Genomic DNA, 22911 nt, shown 5'->3' on the forward strand with positions numbered 1-22911 from the left:
GAGCTTTCATGTCGCCCAAACTGATCCTGCCCCTTGCACTCTTGCCGCTGGTCGCTGCCTGTGTGAGCCCCAGCCAGCCAGGCGGGCCAAAGTCCCCCGGCTCGGTCCGGGTGCCTCCTACAGCGCCGCAACGGCCGGTTACGCGGTGGCGGCCCGCTCGCCCGATGAACTTGCCAGGTCTTGAGGGAGTAATCGGGGCCGACGCCAACACCTTGATCCGGCAATTCGGGCAGCCGCGCCTGAATGTGACGGAAGGTGATGCCCACAAATTGCAATTCAGCGGTACGCCCTGCGTGCTGGATGTCTATCTCTACCCGCCTTCGCAGGGGGCCAGCCCGCGCGCAACTTATGTCGATGCTCGACGCGCCAGTGACGGGCAGGATGTTGATCGGGCGGCTTGCGTCGCGGCCCTGCGCAGATAATCAGGCGATTGCCGGAGCGTCACCCGACTGAAGCCGTTCAGACCATGAAGCTTTCACCGCAGCCGCAAGTGCCTTTGGCATTGGGGTTTTCAAATGTGAAACCTGCGGTGAAATCGTCTTCCTTCCAGTCCATCGTGCTGCCGATCAGATAGAGGACGCTGGCCCCGTCGATGAAGAAAGTGCCGCCCGGCGTTTCAATCCGTTCGTCCATCGGATCTGCCTCGGTCACGTAATCCACGGAATAGGCAAGGCCCGAACAACCCCTGCGCGGAGTGGACAGCTTGACGCCGATGGCATCATCCGGTGCCTGCCCCATCAGGTAGGCAATGCGCTGTTCCGCCGATGGCGTCAGGATGACGGCAGCAGGACGGATACGGGTTTTCGTCTCGGTCATCATAACATTCCCAGTTCGAGCTTCGCATCGTCGCTCATTTTCGATGGGTCCCACGGCGGATCCCATACGATGGCAACCTCCGCATCGCGTACGCCAGGGACCGATCCGATGCGCAATTCCACTTCACCCGGCATCGATTCGGCAACGGGACAATGCGGCGTGGTCAATGTCATCGTCACCCGGGCATCCCCGTCGTTCGACACATCCACACCATAGATAAGACCGAGATCGTAGATGTTAACCGGTATCTCGGGATCGTAGATCTCGCGCAGGGCAGCGATCACGCCATCGTACAACGCACCGCCCGGCTCGCCGGGGGCCACGCCCTGCGGTTTTTCCTTGAGGAAGCCTTCGAGATAATCCGGCTTGTGCTTCGAATCCGGGCCGGCAGATGCCCCGGCGGCATCGTCCACACGGGCGCGGCGCGGCTGCTCCACGCTTTCCACTTCCTCGACGCTGAATTTCTCGGGCTCGTCGGTCATCCAAAGATTCTCCTGGTGCGGTCGATGCCGCGCAGCAGGGCATCGATATCGCTGTCATCGCTGTAAAGGCCGAAACTGGCTCTGGCCGTCGCCGGAACGCCGAGATGGTCCATCAAGGGCTGGGCGCAATGGTGCCCGGCGCGGATTGCGACATTCTCTTCGTCCATTATCGTGCCGAGGTCGTGTGGATGCACGCCATCAAGCGCGAAACTGACGATCCCGGCGGATTGCTCCGGCCCGAACAGGGTTACGTCGTTCATTCCGCGCAAGGCATCGCGCAAGCGGGAAACCAGCGCATTTTCATGTCGCTCGATCGTTTCCACCCCGATGGCGGACACATAGTCGGTAGCCGCTGCGAACCCGATCGCCTCGACAATTGCCGGGGTGCCGGCCTCAAACCGCTGGGGCGGGGGCGCATAGGTCGTACGCTCGAAAGTGACGCGGTCGATCATCGAACCGCCACCTTGATAAGGTGGCATATCCGCAAGGATTTCCGCCCGCGCCCACAAGGCACCGATCCCTGTCGGACCATAGAGCTTGTGTGCGGAGAACACGTAGAAATCGCAATCGAGCGCCGCGACGTCCACTTTCATGCGTGGCACCGCCTGACATCCGTCGAGCAGGAATTTTGCCCCCACCGCATGCGCCATATCCGCCGCGCGCCGCGCGTCGAGTACCGAACCGAGAACATTGGAGACATGCGCGAATGCGGCCAGCTTGTGTGCGGGTGTCAGCATCCGTTCCGCCGCGTCCAGATCGATCCGGCCGTCGGCGGTCAGCGGGCATACGTCGATCGCAACCCCCGTCCGATCCCGCAGCAATTGCCACGGAACGATGTTGGAATGGTGTTCCAGCACCGACAACAGCACGCGATCACCGGCCTTGAGGTTCTTCGCGCCCCAGGTCGCGGCGACCAGATTGATCGCTTCCGTCGCTCCGCGCGTAAAGACCAGCTCATCCTCGCTGCCACCGACGAACGCGGCGACAGTGCGCCGGGCGGCCTCGAAAGCCAGCGTCATATCGGCGGAACGGGCATATACGCCCCGGTGCACAGTGGCGTAATCGCGGCCCATCGCGGCAACAGTCGCGTCGATCACGGCCTGTGGCTTCTGCGCGGTGGCACCGCTGTCGAGATAATGCCACGTCTTCCCCTCAGCCGTGAGCAGGCCGGGAAAATCCGCCTTGCGCGTTGATGAGGTTGCTTCAATCACAGCGCGGCCTCATTCAGGGCATCCAGCGCGGCATCGAGTAGCCGTGTCTGCTCGGTTTCGTCCGACACCCCTTCGAAAGCATCGGCTATGAACGCTCGCACTAACAGCTTCCGCGCCAATTCCGGCGGGATCCCGCGCGATGCCATGTAAAATCCAGCCTGCCGGTCGAGCGCGCCGATCGCAGCGCCATGGGCGCATTTGACGTCGTCGGCGAAAATTTCCAGTTCCGGCTTGGTGTTGGCGCTGGCGCCTTTTTCCAGCAGAATCGCTTTGAAGTTCTGGCCCGCATCGGTTTTCTGCGCATCGCGCACAACCTCGATACGGCCAAGGAAATTACCGGTCGACCGGCCCCACTGAACCGCGCGCACGACCTGTTGCGACGTCGCTTCCGGCTCGGCATGAATCACGCGAGTGACGAATTCCTGCACCTTCTCGCCGCCACCGATCGTGACCCCGCCGAATTCGAAATGGGCCCCCTGCTCCAGCGTTACTTCCACTTCGACGCGTGCATAGTGCCCGGCGGCATTGACGATGGCGAGTTCGAAACGCCCACCCTTGCCGACGCGGACGCGCAATCGCTCGACCAGTCCGGCTGTATCGTCACTCGACGCAAACACGCGGTATTCCCGCCGGATCTCTCCGGGCGCGACCTGCCATTCCGTCCAGTTGCTCAAAGCAGCCGGATCGGCGCTGGCGAGGGAATCGGCATCTGCGTAACGCCAATCCTCATCGCGGGTCGTCGGGATCGCGAGAGCTTCCGTCACGCCGCCACCGTCTCGTACCCTACGCGTTCGAGTTCGAGCGCGAGTTCGGGACCGCCCGATTTCACGATCCGGCCCGCTGCCAGTACGTGGACGAAATCCGGTTTCACATAGTCGAGCAGACGTTGGTAATGGGTTATAAGCAGCACGGCCTTGTCCGGGCGCCGCATGATCGCATTGATTCCTTCGCCCACCACGCGCAGCGCATCGATATCGAGCCCACTGTCCGTTTCGTCCAGCACAGCGAGTTTGGGATCGAGAATCCCCATCTGGACCATTTCGGCGCGCTTCTTCTCCCCGCCGGAGAAGCCGACATTCACCGGGCGCTTCAGCATATCCATGTCGAGTTTGAGCAGCGCAGCCTTTTCCCGCGCAAGCTTGAGGAATTCTCCTCCCGAAAGCGGGTCCTGCCCACGTTGTTTGCGTTGCGCGTTGAGCGCTTCGCGCAGGAACTGGACGAAGGAGACACCGGGAATCTCGACCGGGTACTGGAAACCGAGAAACAGTCCTGCCGATGCCCGCTCATGCGGTTCCAGTGCGAGCAGGTCCTGCCCGTCAAAAGCCACTGTGCCGCCCGTCACCTCATACCCGGGCCGACCGCCGAGCGTATAGCCGAGCGTCGACTTGCCAGCGCCATTCGGGCCCATGATCGCATGGATTTCGCCTGGTTTGACATCGAGCGAAAGCCCTTTGAGGATCGGTTTGCCGGCCACCTCGGCCTGAAGATTGTCAATTCGAAGCATCAATTTTTCCGATTCCATCTGGATGTGCCGGTCTCTGCGGCAACTGCAAAGGCAATCCAACCTGCCGCATTCACTGGCGTTTCCCCGCATCATAGGGCCGCTGCGGACGCCCTCCTCCCGGTCGGCCCCTGCCTGACCGCTCCCTGTGGGGCCGGGCATCGTCACGCCGCGGTCCCGCGGAACCGGGCCTTTCGAAAGGCTTGCTCAGTTCTTCGAGGATCGCAGCCACAACCGCCTCAATATCGCCGATAATCTGCGCATCCGAGAAGCGCAGCACCCGCACCCCGACTTCTGTCAGCTTGCGGTCGCTCAGCGCATTGCGCGTTGCCTCGGCCTCGCTCTCGCCGCCGGTCTCGACCACCAGCCAGCGGGAACGGCAGGCAAAATCGACGATGGCCGATCCCATCACCACCTGGCGGGCGAAGGAAAATCCGCCCACACCCTTGTCCTTCAGCCGATCCCACAGGACAACTTCGGCCTCGGTCGGATTGCGGCGCATGTCCCGCGCCCGTTCCTTGAGTTTTTCGGCGCGGGCAGGAGAGATGTTCCAGCCGCGCGTCTTGTCTGCGGTTGAAGCACCGGCTTCCCCGGCAGGCGCTTCGGCCGCAACGGTCAATTTTGGGCGCACGCTCATCCCACGCTCCCTTCGAGGCTGATACCGAGCAGCTTCTGAGCTTCGACCGCAAATTCCATCGGCAACTGCTGCAAGACCTCCTTCGCGAAACCATTGACGATCAACGCCACTGCCTCTTCCTGACCCAATCCGCGCTGCATGGCGTAGAACAACTGATCGTCGCTGATCTTGCTGGTAGTCGCCTCGTGTTCGATCTGGGCGGACGGATTTTTGACCTCGATATAAGGCACGGTGTGGGCACCGCAGCGGTCGCCCAGCAACAGGGAATCACACTGGGTGAAGTTGCGGACTTCCTCCGCATTCGCCCCCACGCGGACCAGTCCGCGATAGGTGTTGTTGCTCCGGCCTGCGCTGATCCCCTTCGAAATGATGGTGGAGCGGCTGCGCGCGCCGTTATGGATCATCTTCGTTCCGGTATCGGCCTGCTGGTAATTGTTGGTGACGGCAACGGAGTAGAATTCGCCCACGCTGTCTTCCCCGTTCAGGACACAGGATGGATATTTCCACGTGACCGCACTGCCCGTTTCGACCTGGGTCCAGCTGATCTTGGAGCGTGCGCCCTGGCACAGCCCGCGCTTGGTGACGAAATTGTAGATCCCGCCCTTGCCCTGGGCATCGCCGGGATACCAGTTCTGCACTGTCGAATACTTGATTTCCGCATCTTCGAGCGCAACCAGTTCGACTACGGCTGCGTGCAGTTGGTTCTCGTCCCGCTGCGGTGCCGTGCACCCTTCCAGATAGGACACGTACGAACCCTTGTCCGCGACGATCAGAGTGCGTTCGAACTGGCCGGTATTTTCCGCATTGATGCGGAAGTATGTGCTCAGCTCCATCGGGCAACGCACGCCTTCCGGAATATAAACGAAGGTACCGTCGGAAAAGACTGCGCAATTAAGCGTGGCAAAATAGTTGTCATGCTGCGGCACGACCCGACCAAGCCACTTTTTCACCAGCTCGGGATATTCACGGATCGCCTCGCTGATCGACAGGAAGATGACTCCCGCCTTCTGCAGTTCCTCACGGAAAGTGGTGGCAACCGAAACGCTGTCGAACACCGCATCGACCGCAACCTTGCGCGCACCCTCGACCCCGGCGAGCACTTTCTGCTCCTCCAGCGGGATGCCCAGCTTTTCATAGACCCTGAGCAGTTCCGGATCGACTTCGTCCAGACTCTTGAGCGTCTCCTTCTTCTTGGGAGCGGCATAATAATAGGCATTCTGGTAATCGATCGGCGGGATATCGAGCTTTGCCCAGTCGGGCTCCTTCATATCCAGCCACATGCGGAAGGCCTTCAGCCGCCATTCCAGCATCCATTCAGGCTCGCCTTTCTTGGCCGAGATGAAGCGGACGGTATCCTCCGTCAGCCCCTTGGGCGCGAATTCCTGCTCGATATCGGCCGACCAGCCATGCTCGTAGTCAGCGGCGCGCGCCGCAGCCTCACGCGCTTGCAGGTCCTTGATTTCTTCCGTCATACGACAACTTCCATCTGGGCGAGCCTGGTCAATGGCACCTGTGCCAATGCCCCGCGCACCGCCTCGTTCACCGCCGGCCAGTGCGGCCGGACGGTGCAGCATTGTTCCAAGGCGCAATCGTGGCGCCCCTGCTCGACACAGGCAGTAAGCGCAACAGGGCCTTCAACAGCTTCGACAATATCGGCCAGGCTGATCGCCGCAGCCGGCCGGGCAAGCTGCAGTCCCCCACCCGCGCCGCGGATGGAACGCAACAGGCCGGCAGAGGTCAGCCGGCTGACCAGCTTTTGAACCGTTGGAGCGGGCAGACCGGTTTCGTCCGCCAGTTGAGCGGCAGATACGCGCCCGCTGCCACAATGACGCGCGGCCGCGCTCATTGTTACAACAGCATAATCGGCCATGCTCGAAAGGCGCATGATTTCCGGCTCCGGTCAAATAAGACTGATTCGTTCCGGTTTCACCTAGTGGCCGCGAATTGGCTTTTCAATGGGGGAATTGGCTGTGCGCCGCGCAAAAAAGGCGGCTCCCCAAGGAAGAGGAGCCGCCATGAAGTTGAGGAACTCGTTGCAGCAAAGGCACCGAGCCCTTCGGGTCGCATGGTCCCACTATTCCTTTTCGCGACGATCTGCTTGTAAGAAAGCGACAAGACATGCTCTTTTTTGTTATGAATACGTAATAATTACCGCCATTTCGGACGATTGAGAGGTCCGATGCGCTCCCGGTCCGCCCATCGACAGGGCCAGCCCCTTTTGCCATAGGCAATCCATGCTGTTTCGCCTTGTCCGCCCGCTCATCTACAGGCTCGACCCCGAACGGGCGCATGGCCTTGCCATCCGGGCATTGAAATTCATGCCTGCCAGATCGCCACGCACTTCCCATAGGGCGGCATTGGCGACCGAAGTGGCCGGCCTCCATTTTCCAAACCCCTTGGGCATGGCTGCCGGTTTCGACAAGGACGGCGAAATTCCGGATGCGCTGCTCCGCCTTGGTTTCGGCTTTGCCGAAGTGGGTTCGATTACCCCGCTGCCGCAAGCCGGAAACCCCAAGCCCCGCCTGTTCCGCCTGACCGAGGACCGGGGAGTGATCAACCGCATGGGCTTCAATAATGGCGGGGCAGGTGCAGCGGCGACGCGGTTGGCTGCACGGCTGGGCCGCGGCGGGATTGTCGGCATCAACATCGGGGCCAACAAGGATTCACCGGACCGCATCGCCGATTACGCACAAATGGCCCGCACCATGGCACCATTGGCCAGTTATCTGGCAGTGAACATTTCCAGCCCCAATACACCCGGATTGCGCGCGCTGCAGGATGAAGGCGCGCTGACCGGCCTGCTCGATGCCGTCCTCGAAGCACGAGCAGAAGCAACGGGCACAGATGGGCCGCCCGTTTTCCTGAAAGTCGCGCCCGATCTCGAACCGGCGGATATTGACGCCATCGCGCGAATTGCGCTGGATAAGGGGCTGGGGGCACTGATCGTATCCAATACCACCATCACTCGCCCGCCCCTGCGGTCGACCCATCGGGACGAGACAGGAGGCCTGTCGGGCGCCCCCTTGCGCGATCTCGCACAACAACGACTGCGCGATTTCCGCAAGGCGACGGGCGGTGCCATGCCCCTTGTCGGGGTTGGCGGCATCGCCACGGCCGAAGACGCGTGGGCACGTATCCGGGCGGGTGCCAGCCTGGTGCAACTGTATTCCGCCATGGTGTATGCAGGGCCCGGAATTGCCGGGCAAATCACCAGCGGTCTCGAATTACTCATGCGGCGGGACGGGTTCACCTCCATTTCCGAAGCCGTGGGGAGCGAATAGCCATGACGACCTTCTTTCGCCGCCTTGCCAGCGCCATCACCCTCCCCTTGCTGCTCGGCGCCTGCACTACGGTGTCAGGCACCCCACACGAAGCAGTCACCCGGGAACAGAGACAAACCGGGCTCATCAGCGCGGCGGACCCGCGCGCGGCGGAGGCAGGGGCTGAAATGCTGCGCGCAGGCGGCAGCGCAACGGATGCCGCGATCGCGACAATGCTGGCGCTCAACGTCGTGGAGCCGCAAAGTTCGGGAATCGGCGGGGGCGGCTTCTATGTTCGCGGCGCAGCCGATGGTGCGGTTGAAACCATCGACGGGCGCGAAACCGCGCCCAAGGCAGCCTTCCCCGGCTGGTTCCTCGATACCAAGGGCCAGCCTCTCCCGTTCATGGACGCTGTCATGTCCGGTCTCAGCGTAGGCGTACCCGGCAACCTGCGGCTGGCTGAGGAAGCCCATCGTCGCCATGGCAAGCTTGCCTGGGCCAAACTGTTCGAACCGGCCATCGCCCTTGCACGGGACGGTTTCCGCATCAGCCCTCGATTGCACAATGTCCTTGAAACGGCCCACGATCACGCCCGTGCCGATCCGGAAGTGCAAGCGCTCTATTTCGATCAGGCGGGCGAGCCGCTGGCGGCAGGTGCGCTGGTCAGGAATCCGGCTCTGGCGCAAACTCTGCAAGACATCGCCCAACAAGGGGTCGACGCATTTTATCTCGGTGCGAATGCAAAGGCTGTCGCGGCACGCGTCGCCGCTGAGACGCCGCACCCGGACGGCATGAGGGAAAGCGATCTTGCAGCCTATTCCGCGCATGAGCGTCCAGCGGTCTGTGGTACCTATCGCGGTTATCGCATCTGCGGCATGGGCCCGCCTTCATCGGGCGCCACGACTGTCTTTGCGACTCTGAAGCAGCTGGAAGGTTTCGACCTCGCCGCGCTGGGCTCCACTTCACCGGTGGCCTGGCACCTGATCGCAGAATCCATGCGCCTCGCCTATGCTGATCGTGAACTCTATCTCGCGGACAGCGATTTCGTAGCGGTGCCCGTAGCCGGCCTTGCCGATCCGGATTATCTCGCCGCACGGGGCAAGCTGATCTCCCCTGTCGACACAATGGCACAGGTCAACCCCGGCACGCCGCCCGGTGCCGGGTCGCCATTATCGGACGGTGTCGAGCCGCCTGAATCCGGGACATCGCATTTCGTCGCAATCGACAAGGACGGCAACGCAGTCAGCTATACATCGACTATCGAAGGCCCGTTCGGTTCGGGCATGATGGTAGGAGGATATTTTCTCAACAATGAGCTGACCGACTTCAGTTTCGTACCAGCCAGGGACAGCAAACCCGTCGCCAACCGGGTCGATGGCGGCAAGCGGCCCCGCAGTTCCATGTCGCCTACTGTCATCTACGCGCCCGACGGCAGGCTGTTCATGGCGGTCGGCGCGGCGGGGGGGGCCACCATTCCAGCGCAGGTCGTCCGCGCCATCATCGGCGTGATCGACTGGAAACTGACCGCATCTCAGGCCCTGTCCCTGCCTGTGCTGTTCGCGCCCGGAGACACAGTTTATGTCGAACAGGGCAGTACTCTGGAAGCGATGATTCCAAGCCTTGAAGAACTGGGGCACAAGGTCGCGGCGCGTAAGCTGCCGCTGAAAACCAATGCCGCCGTTCGTAGCCCGAACGGCTGGACCGGCGCAGCCGACCCCCGCAGCGAGGGCGAAGCGATCATTCCATAGGATGGGTGGCCTGCGGAGGCTTGCCGCAAAGACTAACGCGTCATAAACCTCGTATTAGCCCCCTATGACGGGGGCCGGGATACGGGGGTAGGGCGTGCAGCTTTCGGATATCGACGCGGCAAACAATCTCGTCAGCCTGTTCCTTGCCCGTGCTGATGTCCTGGGCAATCGCCCCTTCCTCTGGACCAAGGGTGACGGCACCTGGAAATCTCTCAGTTGGGCGGAGGCTGCGCGGCAAGTCTGCACCATGGCCGAAAGCCTGAGAGAACTGGGCCTCAATCGCGGCGACCGGGTGGTGCTGGTGTCCGAAAACCGGCCGGAGTGGTGCGTTGCCGATCTGGCGATCATGGCGGCCGGCTGCGTCACCGTTCCCACTTACATCACGAATACGGAACGTGACCATCTCCACATTCTCGACAATTCGGGTGCGCGGGCGGTAATCGTATCTTCGGGCAAACTTGCAGAGCCACTGCTTCCGGCCATGATGCGGTCCGGTATTGCCGAACATCTCATCGCCATGGAGCCGCTCAGGCATAGCCAGGAATGCAGCTTCACCTGGCACGATTGGAATAAAATGGCGGCTGGCGATCATGCAGCGGCCCGCGCCGCGGTCGAAAGCCGCATGTCCGAAGTCGGCCGTGGCGACATGGCCTGTATCATTTATACCAGCGGCACGGGCGGTGCCCCACGAGGGGTGCCCCAGCATCACGGCGCTATCCTGAGCAATGTCGGTGGCGCCACTGCCGTTTTGCATGAGGATTTCGGGCCAGGCGACGAAGTGTTCCTCTCCTTCCTGCCGCTTTCCCATGCCTACGAACATACTGGCGGACAATTCCTGCCAATCGGGCTGGGCGCGCAGATCTATTATTCGGAAGGGCTGGAAAAGCTGGCCAGCAATATCGCCGAAGTTCGCCCGACAATCATGATCGTGGTTCCCCGCCTGTTCGAAGTGTTGCGCAGCCGGATCATGAAACAGATCGAGAAGGAAGGGCGGATTGCCAGTTTCCTGATGGATCGCGCGCTCACCATCAAGGGGAAGCGCCGATTGCGCGATCTGCCGATGGATTTCATCCTCGACCGGACCTTGCGGCCACGGATCCGGCAACGGTTCGGGGGGCGGATCAAGGCCCTGGTTTCCGGAGGGGCTCCGCTCAATCCCGATGTCGGGAATTTCTTCACTGCCATGGGCATGACCCTGTTGCAGGGATATGGCCAGACCGAAGCCGGCCCGGTTATCAGCTGCAACAGACCCTCAGCTGGCCTGAAAATGGATACGGTGGGGCCTCCGCTCCCGGGGGTGGAAGTGAAAATTGCCGAGGACGGTGAAATCCTGTGCCGCGGCGAACTCGTCATGCATGGGTACTGGCACAACAGACCCCAGACCGAAGCCGCACTGATCGACGGCTGGCTACATACCGGCGACATCGGACATATCGATGAAGCAGGCCGGATAGTCATTACCGACCGCAAGAAGGACATGATCGTCAACGACAAGGGCGATAACATCGCCCCGCAGAAGATCGAAGGCATGCTGACACTGCAACCGGAGATCGCGCAGGCGATGGTGGCTGGCGATCGGCGGCCCTACATTGTCGGCCTGCTCGTTCCGGATGCCGAATGGGCGCTGGAGTGGGCACAAGCCAATGACGAGCGGTTCGACCTTGCGGAACTGCAGAACCTGCCGGCATTCAGAGCCGTCATCCGTACCGCTGTCGACAGGGTGAATCAGGATCTTTCGGTAATCGAGAAGGTACGCCAGTTCGTCTTTGCGGACGAGGCGTTCTCAGTCGCAAACGAACAACTGACACCTAGCATGAAGATCCGCCGCCACAAGATTCGCGAGCATTATGGCGATCGGCTGGACGCGCTCTACAGAAATTGAAACGTCATAGCGGCCCAAGGCCATTCCGGTCAGGCCGCTTCCTCCTCGACATACTCGGGATAGAAGCTGGGTTCGCGATCGGACCAGCCCGGCGCCGTCGCTGCGGATTCGCTTAACGACTGGAGCAGCATTTTGCGTCGATCGGGGCGAATCTGCGGCAAGGCCGCCGCGCCACAGAATGCTGCCGGCAACCACGGTCTCGCATGCGGGCCCAGCAGACGTTCATAAAGAAAGCGATAGGCCGAGAAGCAAGACAGCCGTTCCTGCGCAAGATCGAATGCGGTCACGCGCAGCAGCTGTCCCATGAAAGGGCCGATCATTCCGTCGAACGTGAATTCATCCGGCTGTTCCGCCCGCAAGGCCTTGAGATCCTGATAGGCGACATATTGGCTGCGGATGGAAGCGAGTTCCGCCGAATCCCGCGCCCACAATTTGAAGGCGTCCTGGCGACCCAGCCCCACATCCAGGCTGCGTTTGATGTAACGCTGCTCAGCCGGATCGAAACCGGCGAATTCGCGCAGTTCGGCAATGGTCAGAGTGGCAGTCCCGGTATCGTTCATCGTCTTGCCCCTTGCGCCACACCTTGCGGCGCGTCGGGACCGATCATCGGCCACACATGGTTAGCAACCAGTAAACGATGCCAATTTATCGGCAGGGAAACCCTTAGATCTGCTTTGATCCGCAAAGAGGGCGGATCAGATCAAACCAGCGAGGGGACTGCTCGGGTCAGCATATTTCCGCGTCGCCATGCGTCCCGCACGATAGGATTCGCGGCCCGCCTCTACCGCCAGCTTCATCGCCCGCGCCATGCGCAACGGGTTCTTCGCTTCGGCAATGGCAGTATTCATCAGCACACCTGTGCAGCCCAATTCCATTGCAATCGCTGCGTCGCTTGCCGTTCCGACGCCCGCATCGACCAGCACCGGCAGATTGGTTCCTTCGACGATCAGACGGATCGTCACCTTGTTCTGAATGCCAAGACCCGATCCGATCGGTGCGCCAAGTGGCATGATGGCGACCGCGCCTGCTTCTTCGAGCTGCTTGGCCGCAATGGGATCATCCGCGCAATAGACCATCGGCAGAAAGCCTTCGTTCGCCAGGATTTCAGTCGCCCGCAGGGTTTCGCGCATGTCGGGATAGAGAGTGCGCGCTTCCCCCAGCACTTCCAGCTTCACCAGATCCCATCCGCCCGCTTCACGCGCCAGGCGCAAAGTGCGGATCGCATCCTCCGCGGTAAAGCATCCGGCCGTGTTCGGCAGGTAAGTGGTCTTTTTCGGATCGATGAAGTCCGTCAACATCGGGGCCTTGGGATCGGACAGGTTGACCCGGCGTACGGCGACTGTGACGATTTCAGCGCCGCTCGCTTCCACCGCAGCCGCATTTTCCGCGAAATCCTTGTATTTGCCGGTACCGACAATCAGGCGGGAGGTGAATCGCCGGCCCGCGACCTCCCAGCTGTCGTCATCGGCACCGCCGCCGACGAAATGGACGATTTCCAGCACATCACCGTCGGCCAGCATCACGTTTGCCAGGGTAGAACGCGGCACGATTTCGCCATTGCGTTCAACCGCGACCTTTTCAGGCAGGAGATCGAGCTGGCGGACAAGGTCGGCGATCGAGCCGGGCGCCGCCCGGCGGGTTTCACCATTGACTACAAGGGAGAGAACGGACGTCATGCCCGCCAGATAGCGCTCAATGCGTATGACGCAAGTTGAGGATGTGTCCCGCGGCCAGAAGAACGACACCGCAGATCGTCAATACCGCCTCTTCCACCCCATGACCGACGGCCAGCGCCGACGCCATCAGGGAAAGGCCGATTGCCCCGAGAACGAGCGGCGCCAGCCGTCCGTGCCGCAGCACTCCCAAGCCGATCGTTACGATCCCGACCCCGACAGCCAATGCCAGCCCGATGCGATGAATCTCGGGCGCGAGCAGCCAGCCACCACCGATCCCGAGCACCGCCACCAGCATCAGACCAGCGAGACAATGGACGAGACAGAGGCCGGACAAGGCAATTCCGACACGGTCCAGTCGGTGACGAATCGAAAGCAGGGCAGCACGCATGGCGACTATCTATGATACATTGTAACATCTTTCAACGGGCAACCGTCGCAATACGGGAATCCTTCGCTTGCACTTTATCAATCGCTTGCCCAAAAGCCCCGCCATGGTCGCTCCGGCAGAAGAAGGAATTGCAATGCGGCAAACGCGAAACGAGACGGCGCTGCTACTTGCCCGCTGGCTTTTCGTTGTCGCCGCCCTCGTGGTTGCGATGGTTGCAGTGGGCGGTATCACCCGCCTGACCGAATCCGGTCTTTCGATTACGGAGTGGAAGCCGGTAACGGGTGCGATCCCACCGCTGACGGATGCCCAATGGCAAGCCGAATTCGAGGCATACAAGCAGATTCCGCAGTATCTGGACGTCAATGGCCCGGCGGGCATGACTCTGGCGGATTACAAGTTCATCTACTTCTGGGAATGGGTCCACCGGCTGCTCGGCCGCGTGATCGGGCTGGCTTATGCGCTCCCTCTCATCTGGTTCTGGGCCAAGGGGCTGATACCCCAGGGTTACAAGGCTCGTTTGCTCGGCCTGCTGGCCTTGGGCGCATTTCAGGGCGCGGTCGGCTGGTGGATGGTGACATCAGGCCTGCATACCGATTCCGGCGATCGCGTAAGCCATTTCCGTCTCGCCACGCATCTTCTGGTCGCCCTGTTGACACTGGGCGCTCTGGTCTGGACCGCGCTCGACTTCAGAGCGGTTGCGCGGGGCGTACCTCGGCCCCGGCTGACTTCTTTCGGCGCACTCGCCCTCGCTGCACTGGCGCTGCAATTGCTGTTCGGGGCGTTTGTTGCCGGGGAAAGGGCCGGTTATGTGGCCAGTGACTGGCCATTGATGCAGGGCCATTTCTTTCCCGAAGGCGTCGATTGGTCACAAGGTCCGCTACACGCGTTCCTCTATGACCCTTTCCTTATCCATTTCATTCACCGCTGGTGGGCCTGGGTCGTTGTCGCCTTGCTGGTCGTATTGGCGCGCAGGGCCCGTCGGGCAGGTAGTCGTCCGGCTTCGATCGCAGTGCATGCCACGTTCGGGACACAAGTGCTGCTGGGGATTGCAACGGTGATGACGGGCATCGCCCTGTGGCTCGCCGTGTTGCACCAGCTTGTCGGGGCCCTGCTGGTCGCCGCCACAGCCTGGGGCGCACATGCAGCAGGGCGCACCCGGTGAGTGAAAGTGGGCTGGCCCTGATCTGGTCGCCCTTCGCCGACGACGCCTCTGCGGAAGCCGCCGCAGCACAATTGCTGGACGAGCAGCTGGTGGCATGCGTCAATATTTTGCCTGCCATACGTTCTCTCTATATCTGGAACGGGGAACGCAGCAGCGGGACGGAATGCGGCGCCCTGTTCAAAACTGACGCGGCCCTGCTCGATGCCGCAGTCGCCCGGCTTGCCGAAATTCACCCGTACGAAGTACCTGCCATTACTGGCTGGCGGTGCGATGCCGCAGCAGTGGAGACAGTGAATTGGATCGGCGCATTGGCGCCACCTGATCGCCCCTGATCTCCCGCGTCACGAGCTACGGTATTATTATACCTCTTCGGCAGGGCCCGGAATCGCTTGACTTTGGAGCGATTCGGGAACATTGGCGCGCCTTCGCAGGTGCATGCGGCATCATGGTTCGCGCGTACCGGCAGATTTTTCAGATATGAGGATTTGACAGCCCATGAAGGCGCTCAGCAAGACCACGCGGTCGATCAAGCCGGCCGAGGTGGAAAAGAAATGGCATCTGATTGATGCCGATGGTCTGGTAGTCGGCCGCCTTGCGGTGATTATCGCCAACCTCCTGCGCGGCAAGCACAAGCCCAGCTTCACCCCGCACGTCGATTGCGGCGACCATGTCGTCGTCATCAACGCGGACAAGGTCCGGCTGACCGGCAACAAGCTCAAGGACAAGACCTACTACAAGCACACCGGCTATGCCGGCGGCATCAAGGCGGTCACCGCTGCGAAGGTCCTGGAAGGCCGCTTCCCCGAACGCGTGCTGGAAAAGGCAGTTGAACGGATGGTTCCCCGCGGCCCGCTTGGCCGTGCGCAGATGAAGGCGCTGCATCTCTATGCCGGCACCGAGCATCCGCATGGCGGCACCCAGCCCGAGACGCTCGACGTCGCTTCGATGAACCGCAAGAACAAGGCTCCTGCATAATGGCCCCTGAATCGAATAACGGAGCGAACACGGTCTCCGACCTCGCCGACCTGAAGGACATCACCGGCAACGCACCTGCTGCTGAAGCCGCCGCGGAAGCCCCGGCGGCACCGGTCGTTTCTTCCACCCCGTTGCGTGAACAGGAAATCGACGCCCAGGGCCGTGCTTATGCCACTGGCCGCCGCAAGGACGCTGTTGCCCGCGTATGGGTGAAGCCCGGCACCGGCAAGATCACTGTCAATGGCCGTGATCAGGAAGTCTATTTCGCACGTCCGACGCTGCGCCTGATTATCAACCAGCCGTTCGACATCACTGACCGTTCGGGTCAGTATGACGTTGTCGCAACCGTCAAGGGCGGCGGCCTTTCGGGTCAGGCCGGTGCGGTCAAGCACGGTATCAGCCAGGCGCTGACCAAGTACGAGCCTGCTCTGCGCTCCATGGTCAAGGCTGCTGGTTTCCTTACCCGCGACAGCCGCGTGGTCGAACGTAAGAAGTACGGCCGGGCCAAGGCTCGCCGCAGCTTCCAGTTCTCGAAGCGCTAAGTTTTCGCGAACCACCGAACAAGAAGGCGGCTCCCCATGGAGCCGCCTTTTTTCGTCTGGATATTATTTGCAGTCAGGGTGCGTCCTGCCCTTTCAGTATCGCACGGCTGACAAACCAGCTGACGGGAACCGCGATGACGAAGCCCGCTATGGCCGCGAGAATGATCGGTTTCCAGGTGTCCAGCCCCATGACCAGCACGGCCACGATTCCGATCCCCATCAGAGTGGTGCCGACAATCGAGAACAGCACCGACATCAGGCGAAGCATGGTCATCCCCTTTCGCTAGTCCACCCCTTCATTGTTCAGCATACTCGCCAAGCGCAGCAAATCCTTGATTCCGGTCAAATGAAACTCGGCAGTTCAGGCCCCCGCAAGCGTGCGATGTTCAACCGTCAGCCCCTTCTGCGGATGATAACGCAGAACATTGTACGATGGCCTGCTGGAGCGTAACCGCGTCGACAAAGTACCCGCCCCGATCATCCGCAAGGCTCGCCCTTCCACATCGAAAGTAAGATCGAACGCGTCATGCACATGACCTGACAGGACCACGTCCGCTCCGGCTCGCGCCAGGGCGGCGAAAGCCTGATCTCCACCAATCGTCGGATTGGGTGAGCCTGGAGGGCCTGCCATCAGAGGATGGTGGCAGGCCACGATCTTGTATCGTCCATCGTCGGCCATCCGCTCCAACTCGGCCACAGTAGCCGCGAGAGCTTTCTTCTTCACGACCCCATCCGACCATGGGAAGCGCCGTTGGGCACGCACTGTGGTCCGCAAGGGCACCACTGCGAGATCGGCGAATTCCAGTTCGGCATCGACTGCGTCCCGAAGCCGCTCGAAACGCCTGAACGGGGTCCGAAAACGTTCGAACAGATTATAATAAGGCATGTCGTGATTGCCCGGTTCGATCGTCAACGGAACATTCAACCCGCCAAACCACTTGGCCGCAGCGGCAAACTGGCGCTTGGTTGCCCGTTGCGTGACGTCACCTGTGCAGACGACCGCATTCGGCCGTTCCTGGGCAACGGCGTCCGCAAACCAGTGATGCGCCTGATGGTCTTCGACGCCGAAATGGACGTCACTGACATGGAACAAGGTAACCGTTTCAGCCATCAGCCCTGCAAAACAGGTTTGCGGCAAATTCGGCAAGGTCAAATCGCTCTTCCATGGCTCCGTCGCGACGTTCGCCATCCACCATCAGCGGAATCGACACATTGTCGGCCATACGGCAAACGACCCTGCGATGGGTGCCCAATTCGTCGTGCGGCCCTGACCGGAAGTCGCGTCCGAGAATGGCGAGGGCCTGTTTCAGGTAGTCTCCGAATTCCGCCGCACCATACCCCTCGACTGCCATCCCCTCCCCGCCGGGAACCAGCCTGACACCGGCATAACCCTCTTCGCGACCGAGGGAAGGATCATGAATGGCGACCATGGGCCCTGCGGTGCTGAGACTGGCAGCGTCTATCGCACCTGACAGAAGCTCCGCCAAATCGCCATCACGCAGGTCTTCACGCACATCTGCCCATGCAGCCCCCGGCCCGGCAAGAACTTCCGCCAGAGCGATCCAGTCTCTGCCCCTGACGACCTGTCGCCGGCACAGCCTCAACGCTCCTCCAGCGAATTGCTCCAACACGTCGTCGATCTCCGCATCGCCGTACAGAGAACGACACAACAGGTTCGCGGTGCCACCGGGTAATGCCAACACATCCCCGTCCCAGCCTTCGACGCCGGTTATGGCTGCATTGAGCGTGCCGTCACCGCCATGCACCGCAAGCAGCCCGACTCCTGCCGCTTCCAGTGTCGCACGGTCCGGAAGGCCCTGTTCAGAACAATCGACAATGCGTGCCGGCTCGTGCCCTGCACGCTCCAGCCAATGAACCAACTTTTCCGCACGTTCGTCATCATGGCTGCCACTCGCGCGGTTCAGCACCAACCAGGTTTTGCCTTTGTTCTTCATCGTTGGAAAAGCGCGGGAAACGGAGGCTGGTTCCCGGTAAAGTGCAGTAGCTCCCGCATTCAGACCCGCCGGGTAATGATGAGCCAGGCAGCAATCCCATTGATCCCGCTATAAAGGAAATAGGCGATACCCCAGCCGGGGTGACCATTGGCCACAAGCAGCAATGCGGCCAGCAGGATGAGAAATTCGGTGGCCATGCTGACCCGCCCGCCCAGCATGTGCACGAACCAGGGCATCTGTCCCAGCAGTGGGTGCCCACTTTCGAGCACGGCCTTGTGCATGGCGAAATTGCCGATACCGAGCAGGAAAATGAACAGGATCGCCATCGCTGACGATCCTGCGCCTTTTCCGCCCGCCTGCCAATGGTCTTTGCGGGCGGAAAGTTACGATCAACTCGCCGGTAACAAGTGCTCCTCGGAGATCTTCTTCTTCCAGATCTGCGGGGCAAGCGTGTGGACATTGGTCCCTTCGCTATCCACCGCGACCGTAACCGGCATGTCCTCAACCGTGAATTCGTAGATCGCTTCCATGCCGAGATCTTCGAATCCGACCACTTTAGCCTCGCGAATCGCGCGGGCGACCAGATAGGCCGCGCCGCCCACGGCCATCAGATAGGCCACCTTGTGCTTGGCGATTTCCTGCACTGCACCCTGACCGCGTTCCGCCTTGCCGATCATTGCCAGCAAGCCGAGTTCCAGCATCATGTCGGTGAACTTGTCCATTCGGGTCGCGGTTGTCGGGCCGGCCGGGCCAACCACTTCACCCATCACCGGGTCAACCGGGCCGACATAGTAAATCGCACGCCCCTTGAAGCTTACGGGCAGTTCCTCGCCCTTCGCCAGCATGTCCTGAATGCGTTTGTGCGCCGCATCGCGCCCCGTCAGCATAGCACCGTTGAGCAACAGCCGGTCGCCCGCTTTCCAGCTCTGAACTTCCTCTGCTGTCAACGTGTCGAGATTGACGCGTTTCGCGCTTGAATCCGGGGCCCAATGCACTTCCGGCCATTCGTCGAGCTTGGGCCGTTCGAGGAAACTCGGGCCGGAACCGTCGAGCGTGAAATGCGCATGGCGCGTCGCCGCACAGTTCGGGATCATCGCAACCGGCTTGCCCGCCGCATGACAGGGCCAATCCCTGATCTTGACGTCGAGAATAGTCGACAGGCCGCCAAGGCCCTGCGCCCCGATGCCCAACGCATTCACTTTGTCGAAGATCTCTATCCGCAGCGCTTCGATATCGTTCTGGGGGCCGCGCTCTTTCAACTGAGCCATGTCGATCGGCTCCATCAAGCTTTCCTTGGCGAGCTTCACGCAATGTTCGGCGGTTCCGCCAATGCCGATGCCCAGCATGCCGGGCGGACACCAGCCGGCACCCATCTGCGGCAACATTTCAAGCACCCAGTCGACGATATTGTCGGAGGGATTCATCATCTTGAACTTGGACTTGTTCTCGCTCCCGCCGCCTTTGGCCGCAACGTCGATGGAAATCTTCCGCCCAGGCACCATCTCGACAGACAGAACACAAGGGGTGTTGTCCCGCGTGTTGCGACGGGTGAATGCCGGATCTGCCAGCACGGACGCGCGCAGCTTGTTTTCCGGATGCGTGTAAGCGCGGCGCACCCCTTCATCCACCACGTCCTGCAGGCTGAGCTTCGAATCGAGCCGGCATTCCTGTCCCCATTTGATGAAGACATTGACGATACCCGTATCCTGACAGATCGGCCGATGCCCTTCGGCACACATACGGCTGTTGGTCAGAATCTGGGCAATGGCATCTTTCGCTGCCGGTCCCTGCTCCGCCTTGTAGGCTTCGCCCAATGCGCGGATGTAGTCCATCGGGTGGAAGTAGGAGATATATTGCAGCGCATCGGCGACACTTTCGATCAGGTCGTCTTCGCGGATGGTCACCATATCGGCCATGGGTGGCGGGCTCCTTGCTGGGTCGGTATCCGTCTTCTGCGGAATCGGTGTGTCCCATAGGCCCGGCCATGCCCTGCCGTCAAAGCCCTTGGCGAGTGAGGACCTGTCCCCTAAAGCGGGTGGAAAGAAGCACGGTTTGCCTTTAATCGGGCAAGCTGCGGAAAAAGGTTCGATAAATGACGATGGTGAAAGATCGCCCGGCCGACGGCTTCGCCGCTGCGCGACGCGCGATGATCGACAGCCAGCTCAGGGTAAGCGGCGTGAACGAGGATTTCGCGCTTTCCGCCATGAACGCTGTCGCTCGTGAGGAATTCGTTCCCCCAGGTGCGAAAGCGCACGCTTATATCGACAGGGCCGTATCCTTGGGTGAGGGACGCTATATCGCCGCTCCGTTGTTTTACGGTCGCTTGCTGGCCGAAGCCGCACCCCGGGCGGACGACAAGATACTGATTGTCGATGGCGGCAGCGGATATCTTCTCGCTCTGATCAAGACACTCGCCACTTCCATCGAAGTGATCGATCCCACAGATGCTGTAGGGAATACACGCAAGCGTGGCGATTTCACACTGCTGCTGATCGATGGTGCGATTGAGGAATTGCCGGCAGGGCTTGCTAGGCGACTCGCCGATAATGGCCGAATCGTCACCGGTCTCGTCAATCGCGGCGTGACCCGCCTTGCCACCGGGCGCAAGGCGGGTGGCGAACTGGCCCTGCTGCCATTGGCGGAAATGGGTATTCCCGTCCTGCATGAATTCGACAAGCCCAAGGGCTGGAGCTTCTAAACATGACTCCGGCAGCTTCGCGAATCGCCATGGCCGCGCTGTTGGTGCTCGCCGCCAGTCCGGCCCAGGCCGACACTTTGCGGGAAGCCCTTGTCAGCGCCTACAATACCAATCCGACCCTTCAGGGCGCCCGCGCAGCGCAGCGCGCCACCGACGAAAATGTCGTGATCGAACGGTCCAGCGGGCTCCCTTCAGTTTATGGAGAGGCTACATATTCCGAAGTGCTGGACGACACCTATAGCAATCCCGGCAATCTCTATCCCGACCGTCAGGCGAGCGGTTCGATCTCCCTTTCCGTCCCGGTCTATTCCGGCGGAGCAGTGCGTAATTCCGTGCGAGCAGCGAAAGTCCGCGTCAAGGCCGGGCAGGCTGACCTCCGTGCTACGGAATCCGCCATCTTCAGTCAGGTGACGGCAGCCTACATGGACGTAGTCCTCAGCGAAGCCGTGGTCGGGCTCAACACGCACCTGGTCAACTCGCTGGAAGTCAACCTGCAAGCGACCAGCGACAGGTTCGAAATCGGTAGCCTCACCCGCACTGATGTCGCCCAATCCAGTTCGCGGCTGGCGTTGGCCCAGGGCGATCTGCGGTCGGCCCAGGCCAGCCTTGTCACAGCACGCGAACGCTATATCCAGCTGGTCGGTCATGCGCCGGGCAAGCTCACACCGCCGCCGCCGCTCCCCGGCCTGCCCGCAACCGCGGAAGACGCGGTTGCCGCTGCGCTGGAAAGCAATCCTGACCTGATCGCAGCTCAGGAACGCGCAAGGGCGGCCGGCTATGACATCGAAGTGGCCGGATCGACCCGCTTGCCGACGATCGAGCTTTTCACCACCGGCACTGCCTCCGACTCGCTTGGCACCGGCATACTCGACACGACCTCCGGCCAGGACCGGACCACAGCCGCCACCGCCGGGGTGCGAGCGACGATTCCCATTTTCCAGGGGGGTAGGCCCGCAGCTCTGGAGCGGCAGGCCCAGGCAGGAGCGTCTGCTGCAATGGAACAGCAGATCGCCGTGGAACGCGATGTGATCGCCCAGGTTCGGGCTGCTTTTTCGAGCTGGCGCGCTGCCAATGCGATCATCGAATCGACCAGAAGCGCCGTAAGCGCGGCCGAATTGAGTCTGGAAGGCGTGCAGGCCGAAAATACGGTCGGAAACCGCACCATCCTGGACATTCTGAATGCCGAGCAGGAATTGCAGCAGGCACGGGTTCAACTCGTTACCGCGCAGCGTAACGCCTATGTCGCCGGTTTCAGCCTCCTGGCTGCAATGGGCCGGGCCGAAGCACGCGACCTCGATCTTGATACGGGCGGTCCGCTTTATGATCCGCAGGACAATTATCGGCGGGTCCGGGGCAAGATTTTCGACTGGAGTTTCGATCCCGATCCTGTCCCTCAATCCACGCGAACCGTTGACACACCTGCGCAAGACGGCGACATTCCCGCTTCTGAATAGGGGCAGATTGGGATTCCATGCGTTACGAAAGCGAACCTTCGGTCGAGGAGATTCTTGAATCGATCAAGAAAGTGATCGCCCGGGATAACCGCGACGATGCCGCACAGCTGCGGCGCAAGCGCGAAACCGAAGGTTTAGCGCGGGATTCTGACCAGCGCCGCACGGACAAGGATTCAGAGATTCTTGAGCTGGCTGACGAAGCTGAGCTCCTCCTTGACGAAGAGGAAGAGACGGCCGACAGCGAATCACCTCTCGTGACCGAGGACGCTCGCTCCTCCATGCGCGAGTCGCTGGCGGCGCTAGCCATGTTGGCAGAACCGGGTGCCCCCCCACAAATCGTTCGTTCCGGTGAAACGTCACTGGAAGGATTGGTGCGTGAAATGTTGCGCCCAATGCTGGCACAATGGCTGGACAAGAATTTGCCGCCCATGGTCGAAAAGCTGGTTGCCGCGGAAATTGCGCGGATCGCTGGCAAGAAGGGCTAAATGGAGCCCAAAAGCATTTCCCGTGAGTGCCGATCAGCT

The 22911-nt window shown here is 61.2% G+C and carries 27 protein-coding genes; 11 read left to right on the top strand and 16 right to left on the bottom strand.

Annotated features, from left to right (window positions below; translation table 11 throughout):
- The first annotated feature begins 8 nt into the window (after nt 1-8).
- Complete coding sequence (locus MB02_RS09095; protein ID WP_067535865.1) at nt 9-422, top strand: hypothetical protein; 414 nt, start codon at nt 9-11, stop codon at nt 420-422.
- 37 nt (nt 423-459) lie between these two features.
- On the opposite strand, the gene MB02_RS09100 is transcribed toward MB02_RS09095, so the two are convergent.
- The 8 genes from MB02_RS09100 to MB02_RS09135 form a co-directional block, all read right to left on the bottom strand.
- Complete coding sequence (locus tag MB02_RS09100; protein ID WP_067535868.1) at nt 460-819, bottom strand: HesB/IscA family protein; 360 nt, start codon at nt 817-819, stop codon at nt 460-462.
- A complete protein-coding gene (locus MB02_RS09105; RefSeq protein ID WP_067535872.1) occupies nt 816-1298 on the bottom strand; it encodes an SUF system Fe-S cluster assembly protein in 483 nt (160 codons plus the stop codon). The genes MB02_RS09100 and MB02_RS09105 overlap by 4 nt, the downstream gene beginning before the upstream one ends.
- Nucleotides 1295-2509 (bottom strand): aminotransferase class V-fold PLP-dependent enzyme, encoded by a 1215-nt coding sequence (locus MB02_RS09110; protein WP_067535877.1) that lies wholly within the window; start codon nt 2507-2509, stop codon nt 1295-1297. Before MB02_RS09110 ends, MB02_RS09105 begins: the two co-directional genes overlap by 4 nt.
- Nucleotides 2506-3273: a SufD family Fe-S cluster assembly protein gene (locus MB02_RS09115; RefSeq protein ID WP_067535879.1), complete on the bottom strand. Its 768-nt coding sequence runs from the start codon at nt 3271-3273 to the stop codon at nt 2506-2508. The genes MB02_RS09110 and MB02_RS09115 overlap by 4 nt, the downstream gene beginning before the upstream one ends.
- The gene (gene sufC / locus MB02_RS09120) at nt 3270-4013 is read right to left on the bottom strand and encodes a Fe-S cluster assembly ATPase SufC (protein WP_067536407.1); all 744 of its coding nucleotides are present in this window, start codon (nt 4011-4013) and stop codon (nt 3270-3272) included. The genes MB02_RS09115 and sufC overlap by 4 nt, the downstream gene beginning before the upstream one ends.
- 70 nt (nt 4014-4083) lie before the next feature.
- A complete protein-coding gene (locus tag MB02_RS09125) occupies nt 4084-4647 on the bottom strand; it encodes an endonuclease domain-containing protein (protein WP_067535882.1) in 564 nt (187 codons plus the stop codon).
- Nucleotides 4644-6119: a Fe-S cluster assembly protein SufB gene (sufB, locus tag MB02_RS09130; RefSeq protein ID WP_067535883.1), complete on the bottom strand. Its 1476-nt coding sequence runs from the start codon at nt 6117-6119 to the stop codon at nt 4644-4646. The genes MB02_RS09125 and sufB overlap by 4 nt, the downstream gene beginning before the upstream one ends.
- Nucleotides 6116-6532, bottom strand: a complete 417-nt coding sequence (locus tag MB02_RS09135) for an SUF system Fe-S cluster assembly regulator (RefSeq protein ID WP_067535887.1) — start codon at nt 6530-6532, stop codon at nt 6116-6118. The genes sufB and MB02_RS09135 overlap by 4 nt, the downstream gene beginning before the upstream one ends.
- A gap of 349 nt (nt 6533-6881) precedes the next feature.
- On the opposite strand from MB02_RS09135, the gene MB02_RS09140 reads away from it, so the two are divergent.
- The 3 genes from MB02_RS09140 to MB02_RS09150 all read left to right on the top strand — a co-directional run bounded on the left by MB02_RS09140 (nt 6882) and on the right by MB02_RS09150 (nt 11537).
- Nucleotides 6882-7928, top strand: a complete 1047-nt coding sequence (locus MB02_RS09140) for a quinone-dependent dihydroorotate dehydrogenase (protein ID WP_067535890.1) — start codon at nt 6882-6884, stop codon at nt 7926-7928.
- A 2-nt stretch (nt 7929-7930) separates the two neighbouring features.
- Nucleotides 7931-9655, top strand: coding sequence for a gamma-glutamyltransferase (ggt, locus tag MB02_RS09145; protein WP_067535892.1), 1725 nt, complete (start codon nt 7931-7933; stop codon nt 9653-9655).
- Between the two features lie 94 nt (nt 9656-9749).
- The gene (locus MB02_RS09150; protein WP_067535900.1) at nt 9750-11537 is read left to right on the top strand and encodes an AMP-dependent synthetase/ligase; all 1788 of its coding nucleotides are present in this window, start codon (nt 9750-9752) and stop codon (nt 11535-11537) included.
- A gap of 29 nt (nt 11538-11566) precedes the next feature.
- Here MB02_RS09150 and MB02_RS09155 read toward each other — a convergent pair whose 3' ends face one another.
- The 3 genes from MB02_RS09155 to MB02_RS09165 form a co-directional block, all read right to left on the bottom strand.
- Complete coding sequence (locus MB02_RS09155; protein WP_067535903.1) at nt 11567-12097, bottom strand: hypothetical protein; 531 nt, start codon at nt 12095-12097, stop codon at nt 11567-11569.
- Between the two features lie 135 nt (nt 12098-12232).
- Complete coding sequence (gene thiS / locus MB02_RS09160) at nt 12233-13213, bottom strand: sulfur carrier protein ThiS (RefSeq protein WP_067535905.1); 981 nt, start codon at nt 13211-13213, stop codon at nt 12233-12235.
- Between the two features lie 16 nt (nt 13214-13229).
- Nucleotides 13230-13601, bottom strand: coding sequence for a MerC domain-containing protein (locus tag MB02_RS09165; protein WP_067535908.1), 372 nt, complete (start codon nt 13599-13601; stop codon nt 13230-13232).
- 133 nt (nt 13602-13734) lie between these two features.
- Between MB02_RS09165 and MB02_RS09170 the strand changes: the two genes are divergently transcribed.
- From MB02_RS09170 to rpsI, 4 genes are all read left to right on the top strand, one after another.
- The gene (locus tag MB02_RS09170) at nt 13735-14763 is read left to right on the top strand and encodes a COX15/CtaA family protein (protein WP_067536410.1); all 1029 of its coding nucleotides are present in this window, start codon (nt 13735-13737) and stop codon (nt 14761-14763) included.
- Nucleotides 14760-15095, top strand: coding sequence for a divalent-cation tolerance protein CutA (gene cutA / locus MB02_RS09175; protein WP_067535915.1), 336 nt, complete (start codon nt 14760-14762; stop codon nt 15093-15095). The genes MB02_RS09170 and cutA overlap by 4 nt, the downstream gene beginning before the upstream one ends.
- A 163-nt stretch (nt 15096-15258) precedes the next feature.
- Nucleotides 15259-15738 carry a 50S ribosomal protein L13 gene (gene rplM / locus MB02_RS09180; RefSeq protein ID WP_067535917.1) on the top strand — a complete coding sequence of 160 codons (480 nt, stop codon included), beginning with the start codon at nt 15259-15261 and terminating at the stop codon, nt 15736-15738.
- Nucleotides 15738-16280: a 30S ribosomal protein S9 gene (rpsI, locus tag MB02_RS09185; RefSeq protein ID WP_082826080.1), complete on the top strand. Its 543-nt coding sequence runs from the start codon at nt 15738-15740 to the stop codon at nt 16278-16280. The genes rplM and rpsI overlap by 1 nt, the downstream gene beginning before the upstream one ends.
- A 73-nt stretch (nt 16281-16353) precedes the next feature.
- On the opposite strand, the gene MB02_RS09190 is transcribed toward rpsI, so the two are convergent.
- The 5 genes from MB02_RS09190 to MB02_RS09210 form a co-directional block, all read right to left on the bottom strand.
- Complete coding sequence (locus MB02_RS09190) at nt 16354-16548, bottom strand: CTP synthetase (RefSeq protein ID WP_067536417.1); 195 nt, start codon at nt 16546-16548, stop codon at nt 16354-16356.
- A gap of 93 nt (nt 16549-16641) precedes the next feature.
- Nucleotides 16642-17391 (bottom strand): metallophosphoesterase family protein, encoded by a 750-nt coding sequence (locus tag MB02_RS09195; protein WP_067535920.1) that lies wholly within the window; start codon nt 17389-17391, stop codon nt 16642-16644.
- Nucleotides 17384-18208, bottom strand: coding sequence for an acylglycerol kinase family protein (locus MB02_RS09200; protein ID WP_235829478.1), 825 nt, complete (start codon nt 18206-18208; stop codon nt 17384-17386). The genes MB02_RS09195 and MB02_RS09200 overlap by 8 nt, the downstream gene beginning before the upstream one ends.
- An 86-nt stretch (nt 18209-18294) precedes the next feature.
- The gene (locus MB02_RS09205) at nt 18295-18561 is read right to left on the bottom strand and encodes a hypothetical protein (protein ID WP_067535928.1); all 267 of its coding nucleotides are present in this window, start codon (nt 18559-18561) and stop codon (nt 18295-18297) included.
- 63 nt (nt 18562-18624) lie between these two features.
- Entirely contained in the window at nt 18625-20151 is a 1527-nt protein-coding gene (locus MB02_RS09210) for a fumarate hydratase (protein WP_067535930.1), read from the bottom strand.
- A gap of 176 nt (nt 20152-20327) precedes the next feature.
- Between MB02_RS09210 and MB02_RS09215 the strand changes: the two genes are divergently transcribed.
- Genes MB02_RS09215 through MB02_RS09225 form a run of 3 tightly spaced genes read left to right on the top strand, consistent with a single transcriptional unit; the run spans nt 20328 to nt 22872 of the window.
- Nucleotides 20328-20933: a protein-L-isoaspartate O-methyltransferase family protein gene (locus MB02_RS09215; RefSeq protein ID WP_067535932.1), complete on the top strand. Its 606-nt coding sequence runs from the start codon at nt 20328-20330 to the stop codon at nt 20931-20933.
- 2 nt (nt 20934-20935) lie between these two features.
- A complete protein-coding gene (locus MB02_RS09220; RefSeq protein ID WP_067535935.1) occupies nt 20936-22387 on the top strand; it encodes a TolC family outer membrane protein in 1452 nt (483 codons plus the stop codon).
- A 17-nt stretch (nt 22388-22404) separates the two neighbouring features.
- A complete protein-coding gene (locus MB02_RS09225) occupies nt 22405-22872 on the top strand; it encodes a DUF2497 domain-containing protein (RefSeq protein ID WP_067535938.1) in 468 nt (155 codons plus the stop codon).
- The last annotated feature ends 39 nt before the right edge of the window (nt 22873-22911 follow it).

Origin of the sequence: Croceicoccus estronivorus (assembly GCF_001625325.1) — a bacterium.
In the GTDB taxonomy this organism is placed as follows: Bacteria; Pseudomonadota; Alphaproteobacteria; order Sphingomonadales; family Sphingomonadaceae; genus Caenibius; species Caenibius estronivorus.